This is a genomic window from Arthrobacter sp. ok362 (assembly GCF_900102785.1).
Classification (GTDB): Bacteria; Actinomycetota; Actinomycetes; order Actinomycetales; family Micrococcaceae; genus Arthrobacter.
The window spans coordinates 287,104-310,144 of sequence record NZ_FNGC01000003.1 but is presented as its reverse complement, the minus strand read 5'-3'; the positions used below and the strand labels follow the sequence as shown (position 1 = coordinate 310,144).

18 protein-coding genes, 1 tRNA gene and 1 pseudogene are annotated in these 23,041 nt (G+C 67.8%); 11 read left to right on the top strand and 9 right to left on the bottom strand.

Annotation, left to right across the window (positions count from 1 at the left end):
* The 4 genes from thrC to argS are packed head-to-tail and all read right to left on the bottom strand — an operon-like array spanning position 1 to position 5,651.
* A complete protein-coding gene (gene thrC, locus BLQ10_RS05910) occupies positions 1 to 1,107 on the bottom strand; it encodes a threonine synthase (protein WP_091559494.1) in 1,107 nt (368 codons plus the stop codon).
* Positions 1,108 to 2,424 carry a homoserine dehydrogenase gene (locus BLQ10_RS05905; RefSeq protein WP_091559492.1) on the bottom strand — a complete coding sequence of 439 codons (1,317 nt, stop codon included), beginning with the start codon at positions 2,422 to 2,424 and terminating at the stop codon, positions 1,108 to 1,110.
* A complete protein-coding gene (gene lysA, locus BLQ10_RS05900; protein WP_254785408.1) occupies positions 2,425 to 3,981 on the bottom strand; it encodes a diaminopimelate decarboxylase in 1,557 nt (518 codons plus the stop codon). It abuts the gene before it with no gap.
* Positions 3,982 to 3,986: 5 nt separating this feature from the next.
* Positions 3,987 to 5,651 carry an arginine--tRNA ligase gene (gene argS / locus BLQ10_RS05895; RefSeq protein WP_091559487.1) on the bottom strand — a complete coding sequence of 555 codons (1,665 nt, stop codon included), beginning with the start codon at positions 5,649 to 5,651 and terminating at the stop codon, positions 3,987 to 3,989.
* A 233-nt stretch (positions 5,652 to 5,884) separates the two neighbouring features.
* Here argS and BLQ10_RS05890 point away from each other — a divergent pair, with 233 nt between their 5' ends.
* The 6 genes from BLQ10_RS05890 (at position 5,885) to BLQ10_RS05865 (ending at position 10,686) form a co-directional block, all read left to right on the top strand.
* Complete coding sequence (locus tag BLQ10_RS05890; RefSeq protein ID WP_091559484.1) at positions 5,885 to 6,319, top strand: FMN-binding protein; 435 nt, start codon at positions 5,885 to 5,887, stop codon at positions 6,317 to 6,319.
* Between the two features lie 21 nt (positions 6,320 to 6,340).
* Positions 6,341 to 7,213 (top strand): FAD:protein FMN transferase, encoded by an 873-nt coding sequence (locus BLQ10_RS05885; RefSeq protein ID WP_091559481.1) that lies wholly within the window; start codon positions 6,341 to 6,343, stop codon positions 7,211 to 7,213.
* Positions 7,210 to 8,817 (top strand): FAD-dependent oxidoreductase, encoded by a 1,608-nt coding sequence (locus BLQ10_RS05880; RefSeq protein ID WP_091559480.1) that lies wholly within the window; start codon positions 7,210 to 7,212, stop codon positions 8,815 to 8,817. The genes BLQ10_RS05885 and BLQ10_RS05880 overlap by 4 nt, the downstream gene beginning before the upstream one ends.
* Before the next feature lie 161 nt (positions 8,818 to 8,978).
* Positions 8,979 to 9,051, top strand: a tRNA-Arg gene (locus BLQ10_RS05875).
* 222 nt (positions 9,052 to 9,273) lie between these two features.
* Positions 9,274 to 10,347, top strand: coding sequence for a M4 family metallopeptidase (locus BLQ10_RS05870; protein ID WP_091559478.1), 1,074 nt, complete (start codon positions 9,274 to 9,276; stop codon positions 10,345 to 10,347).
* A gap of 42 nt (positions 10,348 to 10,389) precedes the next feature.
* Positions 10,390 to 10,686: a protealysin inhibitor emfourin gene (locus BLQ10_RS05865; RefSeq protein WP_091559475.1), complete on the top strand. Its 297-nt coding sequence runs from the start codon at positions 10,390 to 10,392 to the stop codon at positions 10,684 to 10,686.
* Between the two features lie 91 nt (positions 10,687 to 10,777).
* Here the strand turns inward: BLQ10_RS05865 and BLQ10_RS05860 are convergent, their stop codons facing one another.
* Positions 10,778 to 11,743, bottom strand: coding sequence for a GlxA family transcriptional regulator (locus BLQ10_RS05860; protein WP_091559474.1), 966 nt, complete (start codon positions 11,741 to 11,743; stop codon positions 10,778 to 10,780).
* Positions 11,744 to 11,824: 81 nt separating this feature from the next.
* Here BLQ10_RS05860 and BLQ10_RS22310 point away from each other — a divergent pair, with 81 nt between their 5' ends.
* Positions 11,825 to 11,992 carry a hypothetical protein gene (locus tag BLQ10_RS22310; protein WP_175558492.1) on the top strand — a complete coding sequence of 56 codons (168 nt, stop codon included), beginning with the start codon at positions 11,825 to 11,827 and terminating at the stop codon, positions 11,990 to 11,992.
* 143 nt (positions 11,993 to 12,135) lie between these two features.
* Positions 12,136 to 16,233 carry an ATP-dependent RNA helicase HrpA gene (hrpA, locus tag BLQ10_RS05855; protein WP_091559471.1) on the top strand — a complete coding sequence of 1,366 codons (4,098 nt, stop codon included), beginning with the start codon at positions 12,136 to 12,138 and terminating at the stop codon, positions 16,231 to 16,233.
* 75 nt (positions 16,234 to 16,308) lie between these two features.
* Here the strand turns inward: hrpA and BLQ10_RS05850 are convergent, their stop codons facing one another.
* Both BLQ10_RS05850 and BLQ10_RS05845 read right to left on the bottom strand, forming a co-directional pair.
* A complete protein-coding gene (locus tag BLQ10_RS05850) occupies positions 16,309 to 16,737 on the bottom strand; it encodes an HIT family protein (protein WP_091559468.1) in 429 nt (142 codons plus the stop codon).
* On the bottom strand, positions 16,734 to 17,912 hold the full coding sequence (locus tag BLQ10_RS05845) for an NAD(P)-dependent alcohol dehydrogenase (RefSeq protein ID WP_091559466.1): 1,179 nt from the start codon (positions 17,910 to 17,912) through the stop codon (positions 16,734 to 16,736). The genes BLQ10_RS05850 and BLQ10_RS05845 overlap by 4 nt, the downstream gene beginning before the upstream one ends.
* Positions 17,913 to 18,417: 505 nt before the next feature.
* Between BLQ10_RS05845 and BLQ10_RS05835 the strand changes: the two genes are divergently transcribed.
* The gene (locus BLQ10_RS05835; protein WP_091559462.1) at positions 18,418 to 19,902 is read left to right on the top strand and encodes an HNH endonuclease; all 1,485 of its coding nucleotides are present in this window, start codon (positions 18,418 to 18,420) and stop codon (positions 19,900 to 19,902) included.
* 125 nt (positions 19,903 to 20,027) lie between these two features.
* Positions 20,028 to 20,237 (top strand): annotated as a pseudogene (locus BLQ10_RS05830) (transposase); the annotation flags it as partial.
* A gap of 33 nt (positions 20,238 to 20,270) precedes the next feature.
* Here BLQ10_RS05830 and BLQ10_RS05825 read toward each other — a convergent pair.
* Positions 20,271 to 21,143, bottom strand: a complete 873-nt coding sequence (locus tag BLQ10_RS05825) for a sulfurtransferase (protein WP_091559459.1) — start codon at positions 21,141 to 21,143, stop codon at positions 20,271 to 20,273.
* A gap of 48 nt (positions 21,144 to 21,191) precedes the next feature.
* Here BLQ10_RS05825 and BLQ10_RS05820 point away from each other — a divergent pair, with 48 nt between their 5' ends.
* The gene (locus BLQ10_RS05820; protein ID WP_091559456.1) at positions 21,192 to 22,349 is read left to right on the top strand and encodes a PLP-dependent cysteine synthase family protein; all 1,158 of its coding nucleotides are present in this window, start codon (positions 21,192 to 21,194) and stop codon (positions 22,347 to 22,349) included.
* 1 nt (position 22,350) lies between these two features.
* Here BLQ10_RS05820 and BLQ10_RS05815 read toward each other — a convergent pair whose 3' ends face one another.
* Positions 22,351 to 23,007 (bottom strand): MBL fold metallo-hydrolase, encoded by a 657-nt coding sequence (locus BLQ10_RS05815; RefSeq protein ID WP_091559454.1) that lies wholly within the window; start codon positions 23,005 to 23,007, stop codon positions 22,351 to 22,353.
* Positions 23,008 to 23,041: the final 34 nt, after the last annotated feature.

Here is a 23,041-nt window from a genome sequence, read left to right as displayed (position 1 = left end):
TTATTTTTCTTCCAGTCCCAGTGCTGCGGCGACGGTGACGACGTCGTTGGAGACCTTGACCGGCTGCACGTCGCTGCCGTCCTCGGTGCGCAGGGCCCACTGCGGGTCCTTGAGGCCGTGACCGGTCACGGTGATCACGATCGTCTTGCCGGCCGGCACTTCCCCGGCCGCGTGCTTTTTGATCAGTCCGGCGACGCCGGCAGCAGAGCCGGGCTCGACGAAGACGCCTTCCCGGGCGGAGAGCCAGCGGTGTGCGGACAGGATTTCCTCGTCCGTAACGGCCTCGATTACGCCGCCGGATTCATCCCGGGCCGCCACGGCGGTGTCCCAGGAGGCCGGGTTGCCGATCCGGATGGCCGTGGCAATGGTGTCGGGCTCGGTGATCGGGTGGCCGGCCACGAAGGGCGCCGCCCCTGCGGCCTGGAAGCCCCACATGACAGGGGTCTTGGTGGACACGGCAGGCAGCGACCCTGCGGTGGGCGACTCAAACGCCGCGGCGTACTCCTTGTAGCCCTTCCAGTACGCGCTGATGTTGCCGGCGTTGCCCACCGGAAGCACGTGGAAATCCGGGGCGTCGCCGAGCGAATCCACCACTTCGAAGGCACCCGTCTTCTGGCCTTCGATCCGGGCCGGGTTGACGGAGTTGACCAGGAATACCGGGTAGGACTCGCCGAGCTTGCGGGCGATGTCGAGGCAGTCGTCGAAGTTGCCGTCCACCTGCAGCAAAGTGGCTCCGTGCGCGACTGCCTGGCTGAGCTTGCCCATGGAGATCTTGCCCTCGGGAACCAGCACCGCACACTGCAGCCCGGCCGCCGTCGCGTAGGCCGCGGCGGACGCAGAGGTGTTGCCGGTGGAGGCGCAGACCACGGCCTTGGCGCCGGCGTCCACCGCTGCCGTCATGGCCATGGTCATGCCGCGGTCCTTGAAGGAACCGGTCGGGTTCATGCCTTCGACCTTGAGGTAGACGGTGCTGCCGGTCAGCTCGGAGAGGTGGCGGGCGTGCACGAGCGGGGTGCCGCCCTCGCCCAGGCTAATGACCTTAGTGGCTTCCGTGACAGGAAGACGATCAGCGTATTCGCGGATGACACCGCGCCATTGGTGAGCCACTTAGACTCCTTCTACCCGGAGTACGGATGTGACGGAATTGATGACGTCCAGGCGCCTGACGGCCTCGACGGTTGCTGCAAGCGCGGCTTCGCGTGCACGGTGTGTCACGATCCGCAGTTCGGCCGACTCCACGTTGGAGTCGGCATCGCGGTGGATGGTCTGCCGCATGATTTCAATGGACACGCCGTGCTCCGCGAAGAGCTGGGCGATCCGGGCCAGGACGCCGGGCTGGTCCGCCACGTCGAGTCCGATGTAGTAGCTGGTAACGGCTGCATCGATGGGCAGCGCGGGCACGTACCCCGTGGTGGTTTCGGTCCTGCCGGGCCCGCCGAGGACAATGCGCCGGGCCGCGGACACGAGGTCACCCAGCACTGCGGACGCCGTCGGGGTGCCGCCTGCGCCCTGGCCGTAGAACATGAGCTCGCCGGCATTCTCGGCTTCGATGAAGACGGCGTTGAACGCACCACGGACGGCGGCGAGGGGGTGTTCGCGGGGCAGCAGCGTGGGGTGGACCCGGACCGATACGCCGGTCTTGCCGTCCTCGTCATCGAGTTTCTCGGCAATCGCGAGCAGCTTGATGACAAAGCCGGCCTCCTTGGCGGCGGCGATGTCCGCTGCGGTGACCGACGTGATGCCCTCGCACGAGACCTCTTCCAGGGAGAACCGCGTGTGGAAGGACAGTGAAGCAAGGATCGCGGCCTTGGCGGCGGCGTCGTAGCCTTCGATGTCGGCAGTGGGGTCGGCTTCGGCGTAGCCCAGGCGCTGGGCCTCGGCCAGCGCATCGGCGAACTGCGCGCCGGTGGAGTCCATCTGGTCGAGGATGAAGTTGGTGGTGCCGTTGACAATCCCGAGCACCCGGGTGATCCGGTCGCCGGACAGGCTGTCGCGAATGGGCCGCAGGATGGGGATGGCGCCGGCCACCGCTGCCTCGTAAGAGAGCTGCACCCCGGCCTTGTCCGCTTCCTCGTACAGCGTGGGACCGTCCTGGGCCAGGAGCGCCTTGTTGCCGCTGACAACACAGGCACCGTGCCGCATGGCAGTCAGGATCAGCGTCCGGGCCGGCTCAATCCCGCCCATGAGCTCGATGACGACGTCTGCGTCCTTGACGAGGACTTCGGCGTCAGTGGTGAACAGCTCCTGCGGCAGCTCGACGTCGCGCTCGGCATCGAGGTTGCGCACCGCGATGCCCTGCAGTTCCAGGCGGGCGCCTGTGCGCGCGGCGAGGGCTTCGGCGTCGTCAATGAGAATCCGCGCAACCTGGGCCCCAACGTTGCCACAGCCCAGCAGGGCCACTTTCAGGGTTCGCAATTCGGTCATTCAGACTCCCATGTCGCGGTTGAGCAAATCTTCTTCGGTTTCCCCGCGGACAATGAGCCGGGCAGATCCGTCGCTGACAGCGATTACGCCCGGCCGGGCCAGATAGTTGTAGTTGCTTGACAGGGCCCAGCAGTAGGCGCCGGTCCCCGGTACAGCAAGCAGATCACCGGCTGCCACGTCCTCGGGCAGATATACATCTCTAACAACTATGTCGCCGCTCTCGCAATGTTTGCCCACTACTCGGGACAGCTGCGGCGCCGCATCGGAGCTCCGCGAGGCGAGAATCGCCGAATAATCCGCGTCGTACAGCACCGGCCGGGGGTTGTCGCTCATCCCGCCATCCACCGACACATACCGGCGGGGGTACGTAACGTCCTCGCCGGCTTTCTGGCCGGCCGCGGCGCCACCGGTGGCCCCGGAGCCCGGGGAATCCACGCGGACGGTCTTGAGCGTGCCGACCTCATACAGCGTGAAGGTCGTGCTTCCGACGATCGCGCGGCCCGGTTCGATCGAAATCCGGGGGGCGGCAATCCCGAGCGCGGCGCACTTGGAACGGACGACGGCGGCCATCGCCTGCGCGATCTCCGCAGCCGGGCGCGGGGTGTCAACAGGGGTGTAGGCGATCCCGTAGCCGCCGCCGAGGTCAAGTTCGGGCAGCTCGATGGAGTACTTCGACTGCATTGCTGCCAGGAAGTCCAGCAGCCTCTCCGCTGCCAACGCGAAGCCGTCCGGTTCGAAGATCTGGGAGCCGATGTGGCAGTGCAGGCCCAGCAGCTCGATGCTCGCGTGCCGGGTCGCCGCGGCCACGGCTTCCTCTGCGGCGGACAGCCCGGCCTGGTCGGTGGAGTCGCCGGCCATGGAGAGGCCGAATTTCTGGTCCTCGTGGGCGGTGGCGATGAATTCGTGGGTGTGGGCGTGCACTCCGGGGGTCAGCCGCAGCATGACCCGGGCAGTGTCGCCCCGGTTGGCGGCGATCGCCGCGACGCGTTCGAGCTCGTCGAGGCTGTCCACCACGATCCGGCCCAGCTGCATGTCCAGGGCCCGGTGGATTTCGCCGTCGGACTTGTTGTTCCCGTGCAGGGCGACGTCGGCGCCGGGGATGCCGGCGCGGGAGGCGACGGCGAGTTCCCCGCCGGACGCGGTGTCCAGCCGGAGCCCCTCTTCCTCGACCCACCGGACCACGGAGGTGCACAGGAAGGACTTGCCGGCATAGTAGACGTCCACTCCCCCGCAAATATCGGCGAAGGCATCGTTGAAGGCGTCGCTGAACGCCCGGGCCCGGGCCCGGAAGTCGGTCTCGCTCAGCACGAACAGCGGCGTGCCGTACTGGCGCTGCAGCTCGCTGACCGTCAGCCCCTCGATGGTGAGCTCGCCGGCGTCGTTCCGCGCGACACCGTCCGCCCACAGCGGCTCGTGGAGGGCATTGAGGTCGGCAGGGACCTCAAGCCAGCCCGGCGCGAGCGGTGAGCCTGCAGTGCCGGTGTTGCGGGCGTCGGCCGGCAATCCTGAGTTTGCGGGCTGTCCTGGGTTTGCCTGCTGTTTGGGTTTTGACGTCATGGCGGTTACATCCGTTCCGGCGCCGAGACGCCCAGCAGTTCCAGTCCGTTGGCCAGCACCTGGCTGGTGGCGTCGTTGAGCCACAGCCGGGTGCGGTTGGTGTCGGTGATGGGTTCCTCGCCCTGGGGCGCCACGCGGCAGGCGTCGTACCAGCGGTGGTAGGCGCCGGCGATGACCTCGAGGTGGCGGGCCACGCGGTGCGGCTCGCGCAGCTCGGCGGCCTTGGCCACGATCGAGGGGTAGCTGCCCAGATGCGAGAGCAGCTCGTTTTCGGTGGGATGTTCCAGCAGGGCGGCGTTGAAGCTGTCTTTGCCGTCCAAACGGCGCTCGACGCCTGCGGCCACTGCATTGCGGGCGGCGCCGCGGGAGCGGGCGTGGGCGTACTGGACGTAGAACACCGGGTTTTCGTTGCTGTGCTTCTTCAGCAGGTCCGGGTCCAGCGTCAGCGGCGAATCGGCCGGGAACCGGGCGAGTGAGTACCGGACGGCGTCCTTGCCGAGCCAGGAGATGAGGTCCTTGAGCTCGATGATGTTGCCGGCGCGCTTGGACAGCTTGGCGCCGTTGACGGAGACCAACTGGCCGATCAGGACCTCGATGTTGACCTCGGGGTCATCGCCGGCGGCGGCCGCGATGGCCTTGAGCCGATTGATGTAGCCGTGGTGGTCGGCGCCGAGGAGGTAGATCTTCTCGGTGTAGCCGCGGTCCTTCTTGGACAGGTAGTAGGCGGCGTCGGCGGCGAAGTAGGTCGGCTCACCGTTGGCGCGGACCATCACGCGGTCTTTGTCATCGCCGAAGTCTGTGGTGCGCAGCCAGACCGCGCCGTCGTCGTCGAAGACGTGGCCCTGTTCGCGCAGGCGGGCGACGGCGTCTTCGATCGCGCCGGCGTCGTGGAGCTCCTGCTCCGAGAAGTAGACATCGAAGTCGACGCCAAACTCGGCCAGCGTCTGCTTGATGTCGTGCATCTGCGCCTTGTATGCGGCGCCCCGGATCACCGGCAGGGCCGCCACTTCGGTGAGTTCGCGGATGTCCGGGTGCTCGGTGAGCACCTCGTGGCCGAGGTCTGCGATGTACTGGCCCGGGTAGCCGCCCTGGGGCACGTCCCGGCCGTGCAGCCTGGCGAACACGGAGTTCGCGAACACGTTCATCTGGGAACCGGCGTCGTTGATGTAGTACTCGGCCGTGACGTCGGCACCTGAGGCCCGGAGGACACGGGCGATCGCGTCGCCGAGGGCGGCCCAGCGGGTGTGGCCGATGTGCAGCGGGCCGGTGGGGTTGGCCGAGACGAACTCCATGTTGACCACGTGCCCGGCGAGCGCGGTGTTAGTGCCGTAGGCGGCACCCGCCTCGACGATTGCCTTGGCGAGGGTACCGGCGGCGGCAGCGTCCACGGTGATGTTCAGGAAGCCTGGGCCGGCGATGTCCACTGCGGACACGCCGTCGATAGTTTTGAGCCTGGCGCTCAGGACAGACGCGAACTCCCGCGGGTTCGTGCCTGCCTTCTTGGCCAGCTGGAGGGCGACGTTGGTGGCCCAGTCCCCGTGGTCCCTGTTCTTCGGGCGTTCGACACGCACCTCATCCGGGATGTCGGCTGCGGAAAGGGCTATGTCACCGGCTGCGACAGCGGCCTTCAGGCAGGCGGATATGGCGAGGGAGAGTTCTTCTGGGGTCACACTTCCAGCCTACCCGTGGGCCCGTGGTGTGGCGGAATCTGGCGCCCGGCATGACGGTTGGGGTCAGGTTCCGGGGAAGGCTCCGGGAAGGGCCAAGGAAATCCCAGCCCTTCAATGCCTTGCACCAAGGGTGAACCGTTACCCTGAAATCAACGTCTTCAACCGTGTCAGCGCCTCCACATTGTTCGCTGTCCGATCCCCACTGTCCGATCCCCGCAAAGAATCGAGCCCGTATGACTACCGCCTTCCGTAAGAGCGTCCTGGTCGGCCTTGCCGGCCTGTCCGTGGCCGGAACCGCGGCTGGCTGTGCCCCTGCGGTGCAGCCGCAGTCCGCCGCGGCCGCGCCGCCGGCGTCCGGGTCCGCCGGCACCGGTTCCTACAAGGACGGCACGTACAGTGCCGACGGGAACTACACCTCCCCCAACGGCATTGAGACCGTCGGCGTGGAACTGACGCTGGCCGGCGGAACGGTGTCCGATGTGCGGATCACGCAGCACCCGTCGAATCCGAACACCCGCAAGTTCCAGGGCGAGTTCGCCAGCGGCATCCAGGCCCAGATTGTTGGCAAGAAGCTGGACGAGCTCCAGGTTTCCAAAGTTGCGGGATCCTCGCTGACCAGCGGCGGCTTCAACGAGGCCGTGGCGAAGATCAAGTCACAGGCCCAATAGCCCGGCTGGGACAGAGGAATCGTGCCGCATCCTGGCTGGACGCACTTCGGCTTTGACGGGATCGGGACCCGCTGGGAGATTTCCACGCCGTCCCGCCTGTCCGGCGAGCACCGCCGCGGGCTGCTCGCCACGGTGGAGAAGTACGACGCCGCGTGGTCCCGGTTCCGGCCCGACTCGCTGATTGCGAACGCCGCCCGAACGCCTGGCCGCATTGAGCTGCCCGCCGAGGCGGCCGCCCTGGGCGAGCTGTACGGCACGCTGTACAGGCTCACCGGCGGTGCAATGACTCCGCTGATCGGCGGGAGCCTGGAGCGCCTGGGCTACGGTGCCAACTACACCCTGCGCCCGGGCGGTGCGCCTCTTCACGCGCCGCACTGGGAGGATGTGCTGGACTGGCAGGGCACCGCGCTGACAACCACGGCTCCGGTTGTGATCGACGTCGGCGCGGCCGGCAAGGGGCAGCTGGCCGATCTGCTCTCCGCCCAGCTCCGGGACGGCGGCTGCGCCGAGCACTTCATCGATGCCAGCGGGGACCTGCTGAACCCGGGGCCGGATCCGATGGTTGTTGCCCTCGAGCACCCCTACGATCCCACCCGGGCAATCGGCACCGTCCAGCTGGGGGCCGGGGCCCTCTGCGCTTCCGCCGCCAACCGGCGGGCCTGGGGCGACGGGTTCCATCATGTCCTGGACGGCACCACGGGAGCGCCGGTGCGTAGCGTCGTCGCCAGCTGGGCCATGGCCGGGTCCGCGATGGTGGCCGATGCGCTCGCCACCGCATTGTTCTTTGTCGACGGTCCGCGGCTGGAGCAGGAGTTCGATTTCGCCTGGCTCACGGCCTATTCGGACGGGCACGCGGAATATTCAGCCGATTTTGAGGGGGCCCTGTTTTCATGACTGCCATCGCCACCACTGCACTTGGCTCGAGGCTGGACACCGCCTTGGGCCGGCTCACCATGTACCGGCTGGTGCTGGGGGTCCTGGCTGTCCTGGCCGGGTACAGCCTGCTGCTCAATGTGCTGGGCTGGCTGACGTTCGGGCTGCCGGAAATGCTGGCTCACCTGGCCCTGTGCCTTGGCTTGACGTACGCCTCCAACCAGGCGCTGGCCGCACTCTTCCACGTGCGCCCGCACACGGAATCCTCGCTCATCACCGGCCTGCTGCTGTATTTCCTTTTCTGGCCCAGCCAGCTGACACAAGGGCTCCAGCTGGCGGAGCTCGCCGGCGTCGCCCTGGCCTGCGTCGTGGCCTCGGCCTCGAAGTATGCGCTGGCCTGGCGCGGCCGCCACATCTTCAATCCAGCCGCGGCGGGCGCATTTCTCGCCGGGCTGACCGGGCTCAACATTGCCACGTGGTGGGCGGCGACGCCGGCGATGCTCTGGCTTGTGCTGCCGGGGGTGCTGCTGGTGCTCTACCGGACCAGGAAGTTCGCCATGGCTGCCGTGTTCACCGTGGTCACCGTGTCCATCGTGGCCGCGGACCTGCTCCAGGCCGGCATGGAGCTTTCCGAGGCTCTGTGGCAGCCGCTCGCGCAGCGCCCGGTGTTGTTCTTCGTCGGGTTCATGCTCACCGAGCCTCTCACCTTGCCCCCGCGGCGCTGGCAGCAACTGGCGCTGGCCGCCGTCGTCGGGGTGCTGTTCGCTGTCCCCTACAACCTGGGCTTTGTGGCCAACTCCCCCGAGCTGGCGCTGCTGGTGGGCAACGCGCTTGCCTTCGCTGTTGGACAGCGCGGCGGGGTCCGGCTGCGCTTCGTCGCCAGCCGTCCGCTGACGCCCACGACGACTGAATTCAGCTTCCGCCCGGAGCGACCGGTGCGCTTCACTCCCGGACAGTCTCTGGAACTGCACCTGCCTCCAGACACGGCCCGCGGCGATGCCCCCGACAAAGCGCCCGGCAAGGGTGACGGGAAGGGAATCCGGCGCGTGTTCAGCCTGACCAGCCCGCCATCCGCACCCCTGCTGACAATCGGGGTGGGGACGGCGGAGCCGGTTTCATCAGCAAAGCGCTCGCTGCTGGCCCTTGCCCCGGGCGACGGGCTCACCGCCACCACGGTGCACGGCGATTTCCTCCTGCCCCAGGACCCGGCAACCCCCCTGCTGCTCATCGCGGCCGGAATCGGCATCACCCCCTACATGGCCCAGCTAGCCGCGGTGCCAGCCGGGAACTCGGCCGGGGACTCAGCCGGAAGCCCAGCCGGGAACCGCGACGTTGTCCTGCTGTACCTGGCAAAAAATGCCGCCGAACTCGGATACGCCGAGGAACTGCAGCACTCCGGGGCGCGCATCCTGGCCCGGCTTGCCGACGGTTCGGCGCCGCCGGCCTTCATGCACGACGCAGGCGCCAGAAGGATTGACGCGGCGGCCCTCAAAGAGCTGGTCCCCGACATCGGCGGCCGGGAAGTCTTCGTCTCCGGCTCGCCCGCCAGCGTGCGTTCGCTGCGGGCCGCGGCTCGTGGCGCGGGCGCCCGCCGGGTCCATGTGGATTTCTTCGCCGGCTACTGAGCGGTCCGGCCAAATTCGCGGGACTCGACACGCACTTGACCCCGCACTTAAGATGCGCTTGACCCCACCTCGACTCCACAAATGTGTGCCGATTTTCCGTTGGAGGCCACCTTCCTGCTAAGCTCTAGGACGTCCCGCCGGTAACGGCAGGATCCCTGGATGCCCTCGTAGCTCAGGGGATAGAGCGTCTGCCTCCGGAGCAGAAGGTCGTAGGTTCGAATCCTATCGAGGGCACAAAATATTGGCTCTGCCAACAAAACCCCGCTGTTTCACTGAAACGGCGGGGTTTTTGCATGTTCGAGAAATCACCCTCAACCGAAGCATTCCGAAGAACCCCGCCGAAAGAACGCGGAAAACCGGCGGCTTTGCCCCTGCCCATTGTCGGTGCCCCCTCGTAGGCTGTTTCCATCGGTGGCGGACTACCCTGCCCGCTCCGAAGCGTGAAGGGGGTCTCACATGTTCTTTCCAACTCCGTACTGTTCCATCGTTCCGCCCTATTTGCTCCGCCGGTTGGCCGCGCAGCGCGAGCCCGAGCTCTCCAGGGCCGCCCGCGCGGCAAAGGAAGCCTTGCAGCACGTCCCGAGCTTCCAGGCCTCCCGCGCAGTGCCCGGGCCCGGCAGACATCCGGGCATACGGGAACTCAAGCCGTCCCCGCCGGAGCGGACGGTTTACGACGCCAAGTCCGCCGAGCAGCTGCCCGGCAGCGTGGTCCGCAAAGAAGGCGAACCGCCCACCGGCGATCCCGCCGCCGATGAGGCCTATGACGGGCTGGGGCACACCCACCGCCTCTACGCGGAAGCCTTCGGACGGAATTCGATTGACGGCCAGGGTCTCCACCTTGATGCCACGGTCCACTACGGCCGCCTGTACGACAACGCGTTCTGGGACGGCCAGCAAATGGTCTTCGGCGACGGCGACGGCCAGGTCTTCGAGCGGTTCACCAAATCCCTGAGCGTCATCGGGCACGAACTCACCCACGGCGTGACCCAGTACTCCGCCGGGCTGGCCTACCGCAATCAGGCCGGCGCGCTGAACGAATCGATGTCCGATGTCTTCGGTGCTCTCGTTGAGCAGTATGTCCGGAAACAGTCGACGGCAGAGGCAAGCTGGCTGATCGGCGAAGGCCTCTTCACGGATCAAGTGCAGGGGGCCGCTTTACGTTCCATGAAGGCTCCCGGAACGGCGTACGACGACGACGTGCTCGGCAAGGACCCGCAGCCGGACTCGATGGACGGCTACGTGCGCACGGCCGCGGACAACGGCGGCGTGCACATCAACTCCGGAATCCCCAACCGCGCGTTCTGCCTGGTTGCCACGGGCCTCGGCGGCAATGCCTGGGACGCGCCGGGACGGATCTGGTACGAGACGTTGACGGGCGGCACGCTCTCCCCCACCGCCACGTTCGGCGCCTTCGCCAAGGCCACTGCCGCCTCTGCAAAGGAGCTTTTCGGGGAGGATTCCAAGGAGCATGACGCCGTGCGCTCCGCGTGGGAAACTGTGAAAGTAAAGTTCCCGGGAGCCAGACGATAAGCCAAGCCCCTGCAGATCGAGTCCAATTGAGATCCGAGTCCGATGAAGATAACTGTCCAGCGCAGTGGCGGCGTGGCCGGAATGAAAAGGACGTGGACCGTCCGGCCCGAGCCGCCGGAGGACACTGACCGGTGGCAGCCGCTGATCGAGGCCTGCCCCTGGGACGATGTCGTTGGGATCAGCGGGACAACCGGGCAGCCGGACCGGTTCATGTACAGCATCCGGGCCGATCAACGCCGGGCGATCCTGCCGGAGCGTGCCCTGACGGGTCCGTGGCGCGACCTCGTCGAATGCGCCCGGGCCGCGGCCGAGGAGTCGGCACCGCCGGGCCTTGGCTAGCCGCCGCCTATGCCGGGGCCCTATCTGCGGGGGCCGTCATGCCGTAGCCAGCTGCCCCCGGAACGGGCCGGGGCCCTATCTGCGGGGGCCGTCATGCCGTAGCCAGCTGCCCCCGGAACGTGCGCCGGTAGGACTGAGGGCTGGTGTCCAGCGCCTTTGCAAAGTGGTGCCGCAACAGGACCGAATGCCCGAAACCGGACTCCCTCGCGACTTCGTCGATATTGAGCTCCGTGCTCTCCAGCAGTTCCTGGGCGCGCAGCACCCGCTGGGAATTGAGCCAGGCCGCCGGGGTGGCCCCCGTTTCCGCGCGGAAGCGTCGCGCAAACGTCCGCGGCGACATATGGACCCGGGCAGCCAGTTCGTTGACCGCGTGTTCCTCGTCCAGATGCCGGACCATCCACTGCAGCAGCTGCTCCATGGGCTCCGAGCCGCACTGCGGAATGGGCCGGTCGATGTATTGGGCCTGGCCGCCGTCCCGGTGCGGCGGGACCACCATGTCCCGGGCGATGGCGGCGGCCACCTTGGCGCCGAACTCAATGCGGACCAGGTGCAGGCAGGCATCGATCCCCGCGGCCGTGCCGGCACTCGTGATGATCCGGCCATCTTCGACGTAGAGGACGTTTTCATCCACCAGGACAGCAGGGTACCGGCTGGCCAGTTCCTGGGAGTAATGCCAGTGCGTGGTGCAGCGGCGGCCATCGAGCAGGCCCGCCCGAGCCAGGGCGAAGGCGCCGGAACAAATGGACATCACCCAGGCACCGCGGGCATGGGCAGCCTGCAGCGCCTCCAGGACGGATTCAGGAACGTCCTCGTCCCGGCCGTACGGCGCCATCACCACCAGGTCTGCGTCCGCAGCCGCTTCCAGCCCGAGTCCGACGTGCATGGTCAGCCCGGATTTGAGCGGGACGTCGCCCGGCTCCGGGGCGCAGACGCGGAAATCGAAGGCGGGCACGCCGTTTCCGCGGTCCGAGCGGTCTATGCCGAAGACCTCGAAGGCCGTCGCGAACTCGAAGATCGAGAAGTTGGGAACCACGATCATTGCCACTGATTTGATCATGCTTCCAGTGTGGCAGAAATTATAGCTTTTTGGTCATTTCTGCCACTTTTTTTAGTTCGGGGACCGGAGAACCATAGAGGTATGGAACTCCTCGGAATCGCCGTAATCATCCTGATCATTGCCGGCCTCGCAGCCACCATCTCCGCCTTGCGGAAAGACGGCCTCGGCCACACCCCGCCCGTCCGCTCGGAAGAGTATTGGATGGCCCGGGACCTGCCGAGCGTCAATTACACCCTGCGGATCTTCTAAGTCCGCGCACACACCACGGGCCCGGCTCATCCAGCCGGGCCCTCAACATGCGCCGGGACCGGACAACTGACCGGAACAGCCGGACTGGACAGCCGCCGTCGCCACCCCAGTGGACAGTCCGCCCCAGTAGACTGTCTCCAGCCATGACATTGCATATTTCCTACCCCGCCGAGCTGCCGGTTTCCGAGCGCCGCGAAGATCTGATGGCCGCCATCGCGGCCAACCAGGTGACCATCATCGCCGGCGAGACGGGCTCGGGTAAGACCACCCAGATCCCCAAGATGTGCCTCGAGCTCGGCTTGGGTGAGAACGGGCTGATCGGCCACACCCAGCCCCGCCGGCTCGCGGCCCGCACTGTGGCCGAGCGCATCGCGGAGGAACTCGGCGTCGAGATCGGCCAGGAAGTGGGCTTCCAGGTCCGCTTCACCGGCGAGGTCAGCCGGTCCACCAAGGTCAAGCTCATGACCGACGGCATCCTGCTGGCGGAAATCCAGCGCGACAAGCTGCTGCGCAAGTACAACGCCATCATCATCGACGAGGCCCACGAGCGCAGCCTCAACATCGACTTCATCCTCGGCTACCTCAAGCGGATCCTGCCGCAGCGCCCGGACCTGAAGATCGTCATCACCTCGGCCACCATCGATCCGGAGCGCTTCGCCAAGCACTTCGGCAGCGAGGAAGAGCCCTCCCCCATCATTGAGGTGTCGGGCCGGACCTATCCGGTGGAGATCCGCTACCGCCCGCTCTCCCAGCCCGCCGGCGGCGCGGGCGCTGGCGCCGAAGACGGAGAAGGCGCAGCCGCGGACGACGAACTCGAGGAGGACCGCGACCCGCTCGATGCGGTGTGCGACGCCGTCGACGAGCTCGCCCTGGAAGCCCACGGCGACATCCTCATCTTCTTCTCCGGCGAGCGCGAAATCCGGGATGCGGCGGAGGCCCTCAACGCCCGCATCCAGTCCAACCGGCGGCTGGCCGGCACCGAGGTTCTGCCGCTGTTTGCCCGGCTGAGCCTGCAGGAGCAACACAAGGTCTTCCACCCCGGCAGTAAACGCCGGATCGTGTTGGCCACGAACGTCGCCGAAACGTCCTTGACGGTGCCCGGCATCAAGTACGTGATCGACACCGGCACGGCCCGCATCTCGCGTTACTCGCACCGCACCAAGGTCCAGCGCCTGCCGATCGAGCGCGTCTCCCAGGCCTCGGCCAACCAGCGCTCGGGCCGCTGCGGCCGTGTCTCCGACGGAATCGCTATCCGGCTCTACTCCGAGGAGGACTTCGAATCGCGGCCGCTGTTCACGGACCCGGAGATCCTGCGCACCAACCTCGCGGCCGTCATCCTGCAGATGACCGCCATGGGCGTGGCCCGCGGACCGAAGGACGTGGAGAATTTCCCCTTCGTCGAGCCGCCGGATTCGCGCGCCATCAATGACGGCGTCAGCCTCCTGCGCGAACTCGGCGCCCTCAGCCCCGCCCGGGCCCAGGAACCGGCGGACGACGGCGCCGGCCGCCCCGGCCGGCGGCCGGCCAGCGCGGCTGCCGGACGAAACGGCGGCGGGCGAAACGGTGGCGGACGAAACGGCGGCGGGCGAAACGGTGGCGGACTCACCGCCGTCGGGCAGCAGCTTGCCCAGCTTCCGGTGGACCCGCGGCTCGGCCGCATGATCGTGGAGGCCGGCAAACGCGGCTGCGTCCGCGAAGTCATGATCCTCGCTGCTGCGCTGACCATCCAGGACCCGCGCGAGCGCCCAACCGACAAGCAACAGCTCGCTGCCGAGAAGCACGCCCGTTTCCGGGACGAGAACTCGGACTTCACCGGCTACCTGAACCTGTGGAACTACCTGCAGGAGAAACAGCAGGAACTGTCCTCCACAGCGTTCCGCCGGCTCTGCCGCAACGAGTTCATCAACTACCTGCGGGTCAGGGAGTGGCAGGACCTGTTCGCCCAGCTCCGCCAGTTGGCCCGCCCGCTGGGCATCAGCCTGGACAACAAACGTCTTGCCGATCCGGTGGGCAACCACGACGGCATCCACATCAGCCTGCTCTCAGGGCTGCTGAGCCACGTCGGCATCCTCGACGAGCGCAAGCGCGAGTACGCCGGTGCCCGCGGCAGCCGCTTCGCGATCTTCCCGGGTTCGGCACTGTTCAAGAAGTCACCTACCTTCGTCATGGCCGCCGAACTCGTGGAGACGAGCCGGCTTTGGGCCCGCGTGGCGGCGAAGTTCGATCCGTTCTGGGCCGAGCAGGTCGCCCCCGACCTGGTCAAGCGCAGCTACAGCGAACCGCACTGGTCCAAGAAGATGGGCGCGGTGATGGCCCACGAAAAGGTCACCCTGTACGGCGTGCCCATCATCCCGAGCCGGCGCATCAACTACGGCAAGGTGGATCCCGAGCTCTGCCGCGAGCTCTTCATCCGCCATGCCCTGGTTGAAGGCGACTGGCAAACCCACCACAAGTTCTTCCACCGCAACCGCGCACTGCTCCACGAAGTCGAGGAGCTCGAGGCCCGGATGCGCCGCCGGGACATCCTGGTGGACGACGAGACGCTGTTCGAGTTCTATGACGCCCGGATCGGCGCGGAGGTCGTCTCGGAGCGACACTTCGACAAGTGGTGGAAGGACGCGCGGCAGCAGGATCCCACGCTGCTCGACTTCGACCAGTCTCTGCTGATCAGCGAGGACGCCGCAGCTCTGGACGACTCGGCCTACCCCAAGACCCTGCTGCACAAGGGCTTCGAACTGCCGCTGAGCTACGAGTTCCACCCCGTGGCTCCCGGTTCGCCGCCGAATCCCTCCGACGGCGTCACCGCCGAGGTCCCCGTCCTGTTCCTGAACCAGCTCGACGACGCCGCGTTCCGCTGGCTGATCCCCGGCCAGCGCGTGGAACTCGTGACGGCGCTCATCAAATCGCTGCCTAAGCAGATCCGGAAGAACTTCGTTCCTGCCCCGGACGTGGCCCGCCAGGCCGTCGCGGCGCTGGAAGCCGATTTCGATCCCGCCACAGACGAGCTCGAACCGTCGCTGGAACTGGTGCTGCGCCGGATCCGCGGACAGGTCATCCCGCAGGGGTCTTGGAACTGGGACGCCGTGCCTGCGCATTTGCGGGTCAGCTTCCGGGTGGTGGATTCCCGCGGCAAATTGCTGGATGAAGGCAAGGACCTCAACGCGCTGCAGGAGCGGCTGGCCCCGGCCACCCGCCGGGCCATCGCCGAATCCCTCGGTGCCACACCGGGTACCACGGCACCGGCGAAGGGGAAGGCCGGTCTGCAGGGGCAGGACACAGGGAACGGGAAGGACGGCGCCCGGACCGCACGGGCCGGCACTTCCCCGTCGGCCGCCCTGGCGGCTGCCACAGCGGCGGCCCCGGGCGGGTTCGCGGAAATGTCCGGGCTCAAGGACTGGACCTTCGGAACCCTCCAGCGCCAGGTCCAGGGCAGCGTTGGGGGTCACACCGTCACCGGCTACCCGGCCCTGGTGGACGAGGGAACTTCCGTGGCGCTGCGGCTGTTCCAGACGCCGTCGGAACAGCAGGAAGCCATGCGCGGCGGTGTCATCAGGCTCCTGGCCCTGAAGGTGCCGCCGCCGGACCGCTACGTCCTGGAGCACCTGAACAACACCGAGAAGCTGACGTTCAGCCAGAACCCGCACGGTTCCGTGACTGCCCTGATCGCTGACTGTGCCCTCGCCGCCATCGACAAGCTCACGCCGGCCGGGCTGCCGTGGGACGAGGCATCATTCAAGGCGCTGTACGAGAGTGTCCGGGCGGAGCTGATCGACACCGTCTTCACGGTCACCGCCGTCGTCGAACGCATCCTGGCCAGCACCCGCCGGATCGAAAAGCAGCTCAAGGGCACCACGAGCCTGGCCCTCATCAGCGCGCTCAACGACGTCAAGAGCCAGCTCGAACAGCTGGTGTATCCGGGTTTCGTGGCACGCACGGGCTACGCCCAGCTCAGCCAGCTGCCCCGCTACCTCACGGCGATCGAGAAACGCCTCGAGAAGCTGCCGGGCAACGTCCAGCGGGACGCCCAGCACATGTCCGCTGTCCAAGCCCTCGAGGACGACTACGACGACGCCGTCTCAGCGCTGCTGCCCGGGCGGCGGGCCGGGGCGGAGTTAACCCACGTGCGCTGGATGATCGAAGAACTGCGGGTGAGCCTCTTCGCCGTGGAACTCGGGACCGCCTATTCGGTGTCCGAGAAGCGCATCCGGGCAGCGCTTAACAAAGTGCTGGCGCCGGCGTAGACCCCCTGGGGGCGCTGCGCCGGCGCCAGTTCTTTGGCGGCCGGGAGTGGCTTGGATGGCCGGGAGTGGCCGGGTCTAGGCGGCCGGAACGTGCTCCGCGTGGCCGGCCGTGCGGAGGCCTTCGCGGAGCTTCTCCGCATTGGCGTCCAGCCTGGCCGGATCCGGGTGCTGGTCCGCCGAGCCGAAATCAAAGTCCGCCATCGAGTTGGAGGGCCACACGTGGACGTGCATGTGGTGGATTTCGTAGCCGGCCACGATCAGCCCTGCCCGGGCGGCGTCGAACACTTCCACCTGGACTGCGCCGATCTTGCGCGCAACTTCCATGACCCGGCTGACGACCTCCGGCGAGGCGTCCGTCCAGCGGTCCACTTCCTTGGTGGGCACCACGAGGGTGTGGCCGTCGGCCAGCGGGCCCATGGTCAGGAACGCCACGACGTCGTCCTCGCGCCAGATAAAGCGGCCCGGGATCTCGCCATTGATGATCTTGGTGAAGAGAGTGCTCATGCGTCCGCCCTTTCTGCCGGGGACCCCAGGGTACTGACGTCCAGGACAAAACGGTACTTCACGTCGCCCGCCACCATGCGGTCGTAGGCTTCGTTGAGCTGGTCTGCCGCGACCACCTCGACGTCGGACACCACGCCGTGCTCGGCACAGAAGTCCAGCATCTCCTGGGTCTCGGCGATGCCGCCGATCAGCGAACCCGCGTAGGCGATCCGGCGCCGGATCAGCGCCCCGGGGTTGACAGGCGGCATCGGATCCGCGGGCAGGCCCAGCTGGAACAGCGCACCGTCCAGGCGCAGCGTGCGGAAGAAGGGGTTGAGGTCGTGCGGGGCGGCGACAGTGTCGATGATGACTTCGATGCTGCGGTTCGCGGCCTCCATGGCGGCCGGGTCGGTGGAAAGGATGACGTCGTCGGCGCCCAGCTCGCGCGCCGCGGCGAACTTGTTCTCCGACGTCGTAAAGACCTTGACCTTGGCGCCCATGGCTTTGGCGATCTTGACGGCCATATGGCCGAGACCGCCCAGCCCGACGACGCCGACGACGTCGCCTTCCTCGACCTCGAAGTGGTTCAGGGGCGAATACGTGGTGATGCCTGCGCACAGCAGCGGCGCGACGGCGGCGGGGTCCAAGGTTTCCGGAACCCGCAGGACATAGTTGCGGTCCACCACGATCGACGTGGCGTACCCGCCCTGGGTGATGGCGCCGCCGTTGCGGGCATCCTTGGCGCCGTAGGTTCCCACGAGGCCGTTTTCGCAGTACTGCTCGAGGCCGTCCAGGCAGCTGTCGCACTCGCGGCAGGAATCCACCATGCAGCCCACGCCCACGCGCTCCCCCACCGTGAAGTCATCGACGGCGGAACCGAGCCGGGCGACCCGGCCGACAATCTCGTGGCCCGGGATCAACGGGTAGGTGTCGCCGCCCCATTCGCCCCGGGTGGCGTGCACGTCCGAGTGGCACAGTCCGCAGAATTCGATGGCGATCTCGACGTCGTCCGCCTTCGGTGCCCGGCGGGCCACTGTCAAGGGAACAAGTCCGCTGTCCGGTGCGGTGGCACCGTATGCGGCGGCAAGGGTGGGGCCGGCGGTCTGCGCGGCGCTGCCCGCGGTGGTGCTCGCGGTGGTGTCGGGATCCGGCAGCGGCTTGGCAAGGGGCGGGGGTACGGGACGTCCAGGTGTCATACGTTGACGCTACCCCGGTCCCGGGGTGGGTTCCACTTTGGAGCGGCGGGTGTTCGGCACGGGCGATATGCACGACGGCCTTCAACGCCGCCGTGGTGACGGGTGCAGCCGCCCTGCGCGCCGGTTCCGTCGCAACGAGCGGCCGGTCTTTATTGTCAGACCCCCCAAGGACACTTGAATCATGGACGGCAATCAGGGGCCCGAAGTGGCTTCATCAGTGGCGGGGCGCGGTGACGACGATCTCCAGGACTTGCTCGCGTTCTGCGCCCGCACGCTCCGGGACCTGCGTGAGGCCGAGGATCGCGCCGGTCTAATCGAACAGCACCGGCGGCTTGAAGAATTGAACTCTGCATTGGACACATTGCTGACGCGTCTTCAGATAGCGGTTGTCCTGGGCCGCGTGTCGGGAGACATACCCGGACCAAGACCGTCCCCGATGGCTTCCGAAGCGGTTGAACGGGTCCGGCGGTCCATAAATGTCATAGCCCGCAGGGACACTTGAATCATGGACGGCAACCAGGGGCCCGATGTGGTTCCGGCAGACTCGGCACCAGCAAATGCTGTGACGGTCCCGGACCTGGCCCGGATCCTGGCCGGCCTCCCGGCCCCGGACAACGCCGCCGCACTGATCGACGAGATCCGGGAACTGGAGGACCTCAAGTCCGCCATGGCCGCCCGCCAAGCCCGGCACGCCGTCGCACTGGATCTGTCCCAGCGCCGCGAACAGGCCGGTGCCGGCGTGCCCACGGACCAGCTCGGCGCCGGTGTCGCCGCGCAGATCGCCCTCGCCCGGCGCGAATCCCCGGCCAAGGGCGGCCGGCTCCTGGGACTCGCCAAAGCCCTCGTCACCGAAATGCCGCACACCCTCGCCGCACTGGAAACCGGGCAGCTCAACGAATGGCGCGCCACCCTGCTGGTGCGCGAAACCGCCTGCCTGAGCGCCGCCGACCGGGCCGCCGTTGACGACGAACTCGCCCCCGACGCCGGGACGCTGTCCGGGGTGGGTGACCGGGCCCTGGTCGCGGCTGCCCGGGCCGCCGCGTACCGGCGGGACCCCCGCTCCGTCACCGAGCGCGCCGCGCACGCCGCCACCGCCCGGCACGTCAGCTTCCGCCCGGCCCCGGACACCATGTGCTACCTCACCGCACTGCTCCCGGTCGCCCAAGGGGTCGCCGTCCAGGCCGCCCTGGCCCGGTCCGCGGACACCCTCCGTGCCGCCGGGGACCCCCGTTCCCGGGGCCAGCTCATGGCCGACGGGCTTGTTGAACGCACCACCGGCACCCCGGGCGGCATCACCGGCATCGAACTCCAGGTCATCATGACCGACCGCACCCTGTTCCAGGGCGACAGCGAACCCGCCCGCATCCCCGGCTACGGCATCGTCCCCGCCGCCTGGGCGAGAACCCTCATCAACGGCACGGCGCCGGCCCCACCCGGAGACGGCGGCTCCCCGGAACCCGGCAGTCCCCCTAAACCGGGAGACGAGCCCGGCGGGGCGGCCCCGGCCCACGACAACCCCGCGTTCGGCGTCTGGCTCCGCCGGCTCTACACCCACCCCGGCACCGGCGACCTCGTCGCCATGGACTCCCGCGCCCGGATCTTCCCGGCCGGCCTGCGCCGTTTCATCCAGGCCCGCGACGACACCTGCCGCACCCCCTACTGCGACGCCCCCATCCGCCACCTGGACCACATCGTGCCGCGGCACGGCGGCGGGAGCACCAGCCAGAGCAACGGCGCAGGACTCTGCGAAGCCTGCAACTACACCAAAGAAACCCCCGGCTGGACCGCCATCCCACGCCCAGGACCACGGCACACCATCGAACTCACCACCCCCACCGGCCACACCTACCACTCCACCGCACCACCTCTGCCGGGAACTCCGCTTCGTCCATCAGCCGCAGACCAACCGGGTCCCCGTCGCCGGCGCCAGCTCCGGCATCAGGCCAAAACGCTCCGATACGGCAAATTCAGAGAGATGCCGGCAGCCTAGGTGCCAAGCAACTGGATGCCGTCCGGGTCGAGGGGCCGCTCACCGGCAGATTGCTGCACGAGCGAGGGCTGACACGTTGGCTGTGCCTGGCGGGAAGGACCGATCATGAGCGAAACACTGGATCCATGGCGACTGATGTGGATCAGCAAGAGTTGGCGCAGCAGCTCCTGGCCCAGGCCAGAGAGCAGGGCATCGACCTCGTGGGCCCGGGCGGGTTGTTGAACCGGCTCACGAAAAATGTCCTGGAGAACGCCCTGGAAGCGGAGATGGACGAACACCTCGGATACGAAAAGCACGAAGTGACCGGACGCGGAAGCGGGAACTCCCGTCACGGCGTGGCACCCCGACCGGGCGCGCCTTCGGGGGCATCAGCGGGTAGCCGCGTCCTCACCGTACGGGTCGGCCCCGGTGACAACCTCGTTCGAGGCACTGTGGCACCACTCCGAAAACGAGCCCGGGTACAAAGCAGCGGAAAAACCCGCGGTCTCGAGGGCGGCGATTTCATGGGCCGCCGTCACCCCGGACCCGCAGTACACCGCCGTGGGAACGCCGGGCCGGTAGCCGAGCCGCTCGAACCGCTCCCGCAGCTCCGCCGGGGCCAGAAAGCGCCCGTCAGCCTGCAAGTTCCCGGTGGTGGGGGCACTCACGGCGCCCGGAATATGGCCGGCGCGAGGATCCACGGGTTCGATTTCCCCGCGGTATCGCTCGGCCGCCCGGGCGTCCAAGAGCAGCCCCTTCCGGCCCCAGGTGGCGGCTTGTTCGGCGTCGATCACGGGCATGGCGCCGTCGGAAAGCGTGACGTTCCCAGGTGCCGGCTGTTCAGGTCCCGCCGCAAGTGCGAACCCGGCGGCACGCCAGGCGGCCAGGCCGCCGTCGAGCAGGTGAACCTGCCGGAAGCCGGCGTTGCGCAGCATCCACCACAGCCGGGCGGCGGCCATGTTGCCGCTGTCGTCGTACGCTACGACGGCGTCGCCGTCGTTGATGCCCCAGCGGCGCGCGGACTCTTGGAACTGCTCCAGCGGCGGCAGCGGATGCCTTCCGCGTCGCGGTTCCGCGGGTCCGGCGAGTTCGGTGGCGAGATCCACGAAAATGGCTCCAGGGATGTGTTCGCGCAGGTAGTGGTCCTGACCGTGGGGGTCGCCCAGCGCCCAGCGAACGTCGAGGAGAACTGTGCGCTGGCCGGTGTCGCCGCCGCCGTCCAGCCGGTCCTTGAGGGCAGCAGGATTGAGAAGGGTGTCCATTTCCCCACTCTATCTTCGGCGCCCCGCCGCCCCCGGTAGGCTGTAGCGGTGAACACCGCGCACCAGCAGGACCGGGCCTGGGCCGACGAAGCCGTCCGCCGAATCAACGCCGAAAACAACCGCTCTGCCGATACCCACCTGTATTCGGTGCCACTCCCCGAGCACTGGGGCGTGCAGCTGTACCTGAAGGACGAATCCACCCACCGCACGGGCAGCCTCAAGCACCGGCTGGCACGTTCGCTGTTCCTGTTCGGCCTCGTCAACGGCTGGATCCGGGAAGGCACCACGATCGTTGAGGCCTCCAGCGGCAGCACCGCCGTCTCCGAAGCCTATTTCGCCCGGCTGCTGGGGCTGCCGTTCATCGCGGTGATGACCCGGACCACCAGCCCGGAGAAGATCGCCCTGATCGAACAGTTCGGCGGCTCGTGCCACCTGGTGGACCATGCCTCCGAGGTCTACGAGGCGGCGGCGGATCTGGCCAGCAGCACCGGCGGGCACTACATGGACCAATTCACATACGCCGAGCGGGCCACGGACTGGCGCGGGAACAACAACATCGCCGAGTCGATCTTCGGCCAGCTGGCGATGGAGGAGCACCCGGTCCCCCGCTGGGTGGTGGTCGGGGCCGGCACGGGCGGGACCAGCGCCACGATCGGCCGGTACCTGCGGTATCACCGCCACGAGACGAGGCTCGCCGTCGTCGACCCGGAAAATTCCGCGTTCTATCCGGGTTGGCGGGACAGCCGGCCCGACGGCGGGATCCCCGCCGCTGCCGGGACTGCCACTGCCGGGACAGCTCCTGCCGGAACCGCGGCGGCATCGCCCTCACGCATCGAGGGCATCGGCCGGCCGCGGATGGAGCCGAGTTTTGTGCCTGCCGTGATCGACCACATGATCCAGGTTCCCGACGCCGCGTCGGTGGCGGCCATGCGACACCTGAGGGAACATGCCGGACTGCACGCGGGCCCGTCCACCGGCACCAACCTCTGGGGCGTGTGGCAGCTCATCGCCGGGATGATCGAGGAGGGCCGCAAAGGCAGTGTTGTGACCCTCATGTGCGACGCCGGGGACCGCTACGCCGGGAACTACTACAACCCGGAGTGGCTGGACGCCCACGGTCTGGAACCCGAGCCCCACGAGGCCGTGCTGCGCGAGTTCTTCCAAACCGGCGTCTGGCCGGCCTCATCCGCCGGTACGCCCGCCTAGGCTAGACCTCCACGGAATCGCCGCTGGAGAGATGCCTGTACTCGCTGCCGTACCTCGCTCCGATCCGGGTTACATGCCCTTCAATCAGGCCCCGTCCCATGTCGTTCAGGAGCGCGTCGTGGATCGGGAAGGCTAAGGGTGCGCGGACGCCGATCACAAAGTCCACCACTTCACCCACTTTGTTCCACGGGGCGTGGATGGGTACAAGCAGCGTCTTGACTTCGACGCCGTCGGGGATCGCGAAGGAATCCCCCGGGTGGTAGACGTTGCCATCGACGAGGTAGCCGACGTTGGCAACGACGGGGATCTGCGGATGGATGAGGGCGTGCTGGCCACCATATGTCCTGACCGCGAAGCCCGAGGTTTCAAATTCCTCGCCCGCGGCCGCCGCATGGATGCGGCTCCCGGCGTCGGGTACCTTGCCGCGAAGCGTCGCGGCCACCGCCTCCGGGGCGAAAAGCTCAAGGGCAGTGTTCGACTGCAACGCCGCGGCGACGGCGTCGACGTCTACGTGGTCCGCGTGCTCGTGGGTGATGAGCACGGCATGTGCTCCGGCCAGGGCCTGGTCCGTCTCGGAAAAAGTGCCCGGGTCAAACACCAGCACCCGGCCGTCCTGCTCGAGGCGGACACAGGCGTGCGTGAATTTGGTCAGCTTCATCCGGCCAGCCTAGGCATCAGCCGTCACGGTGTCC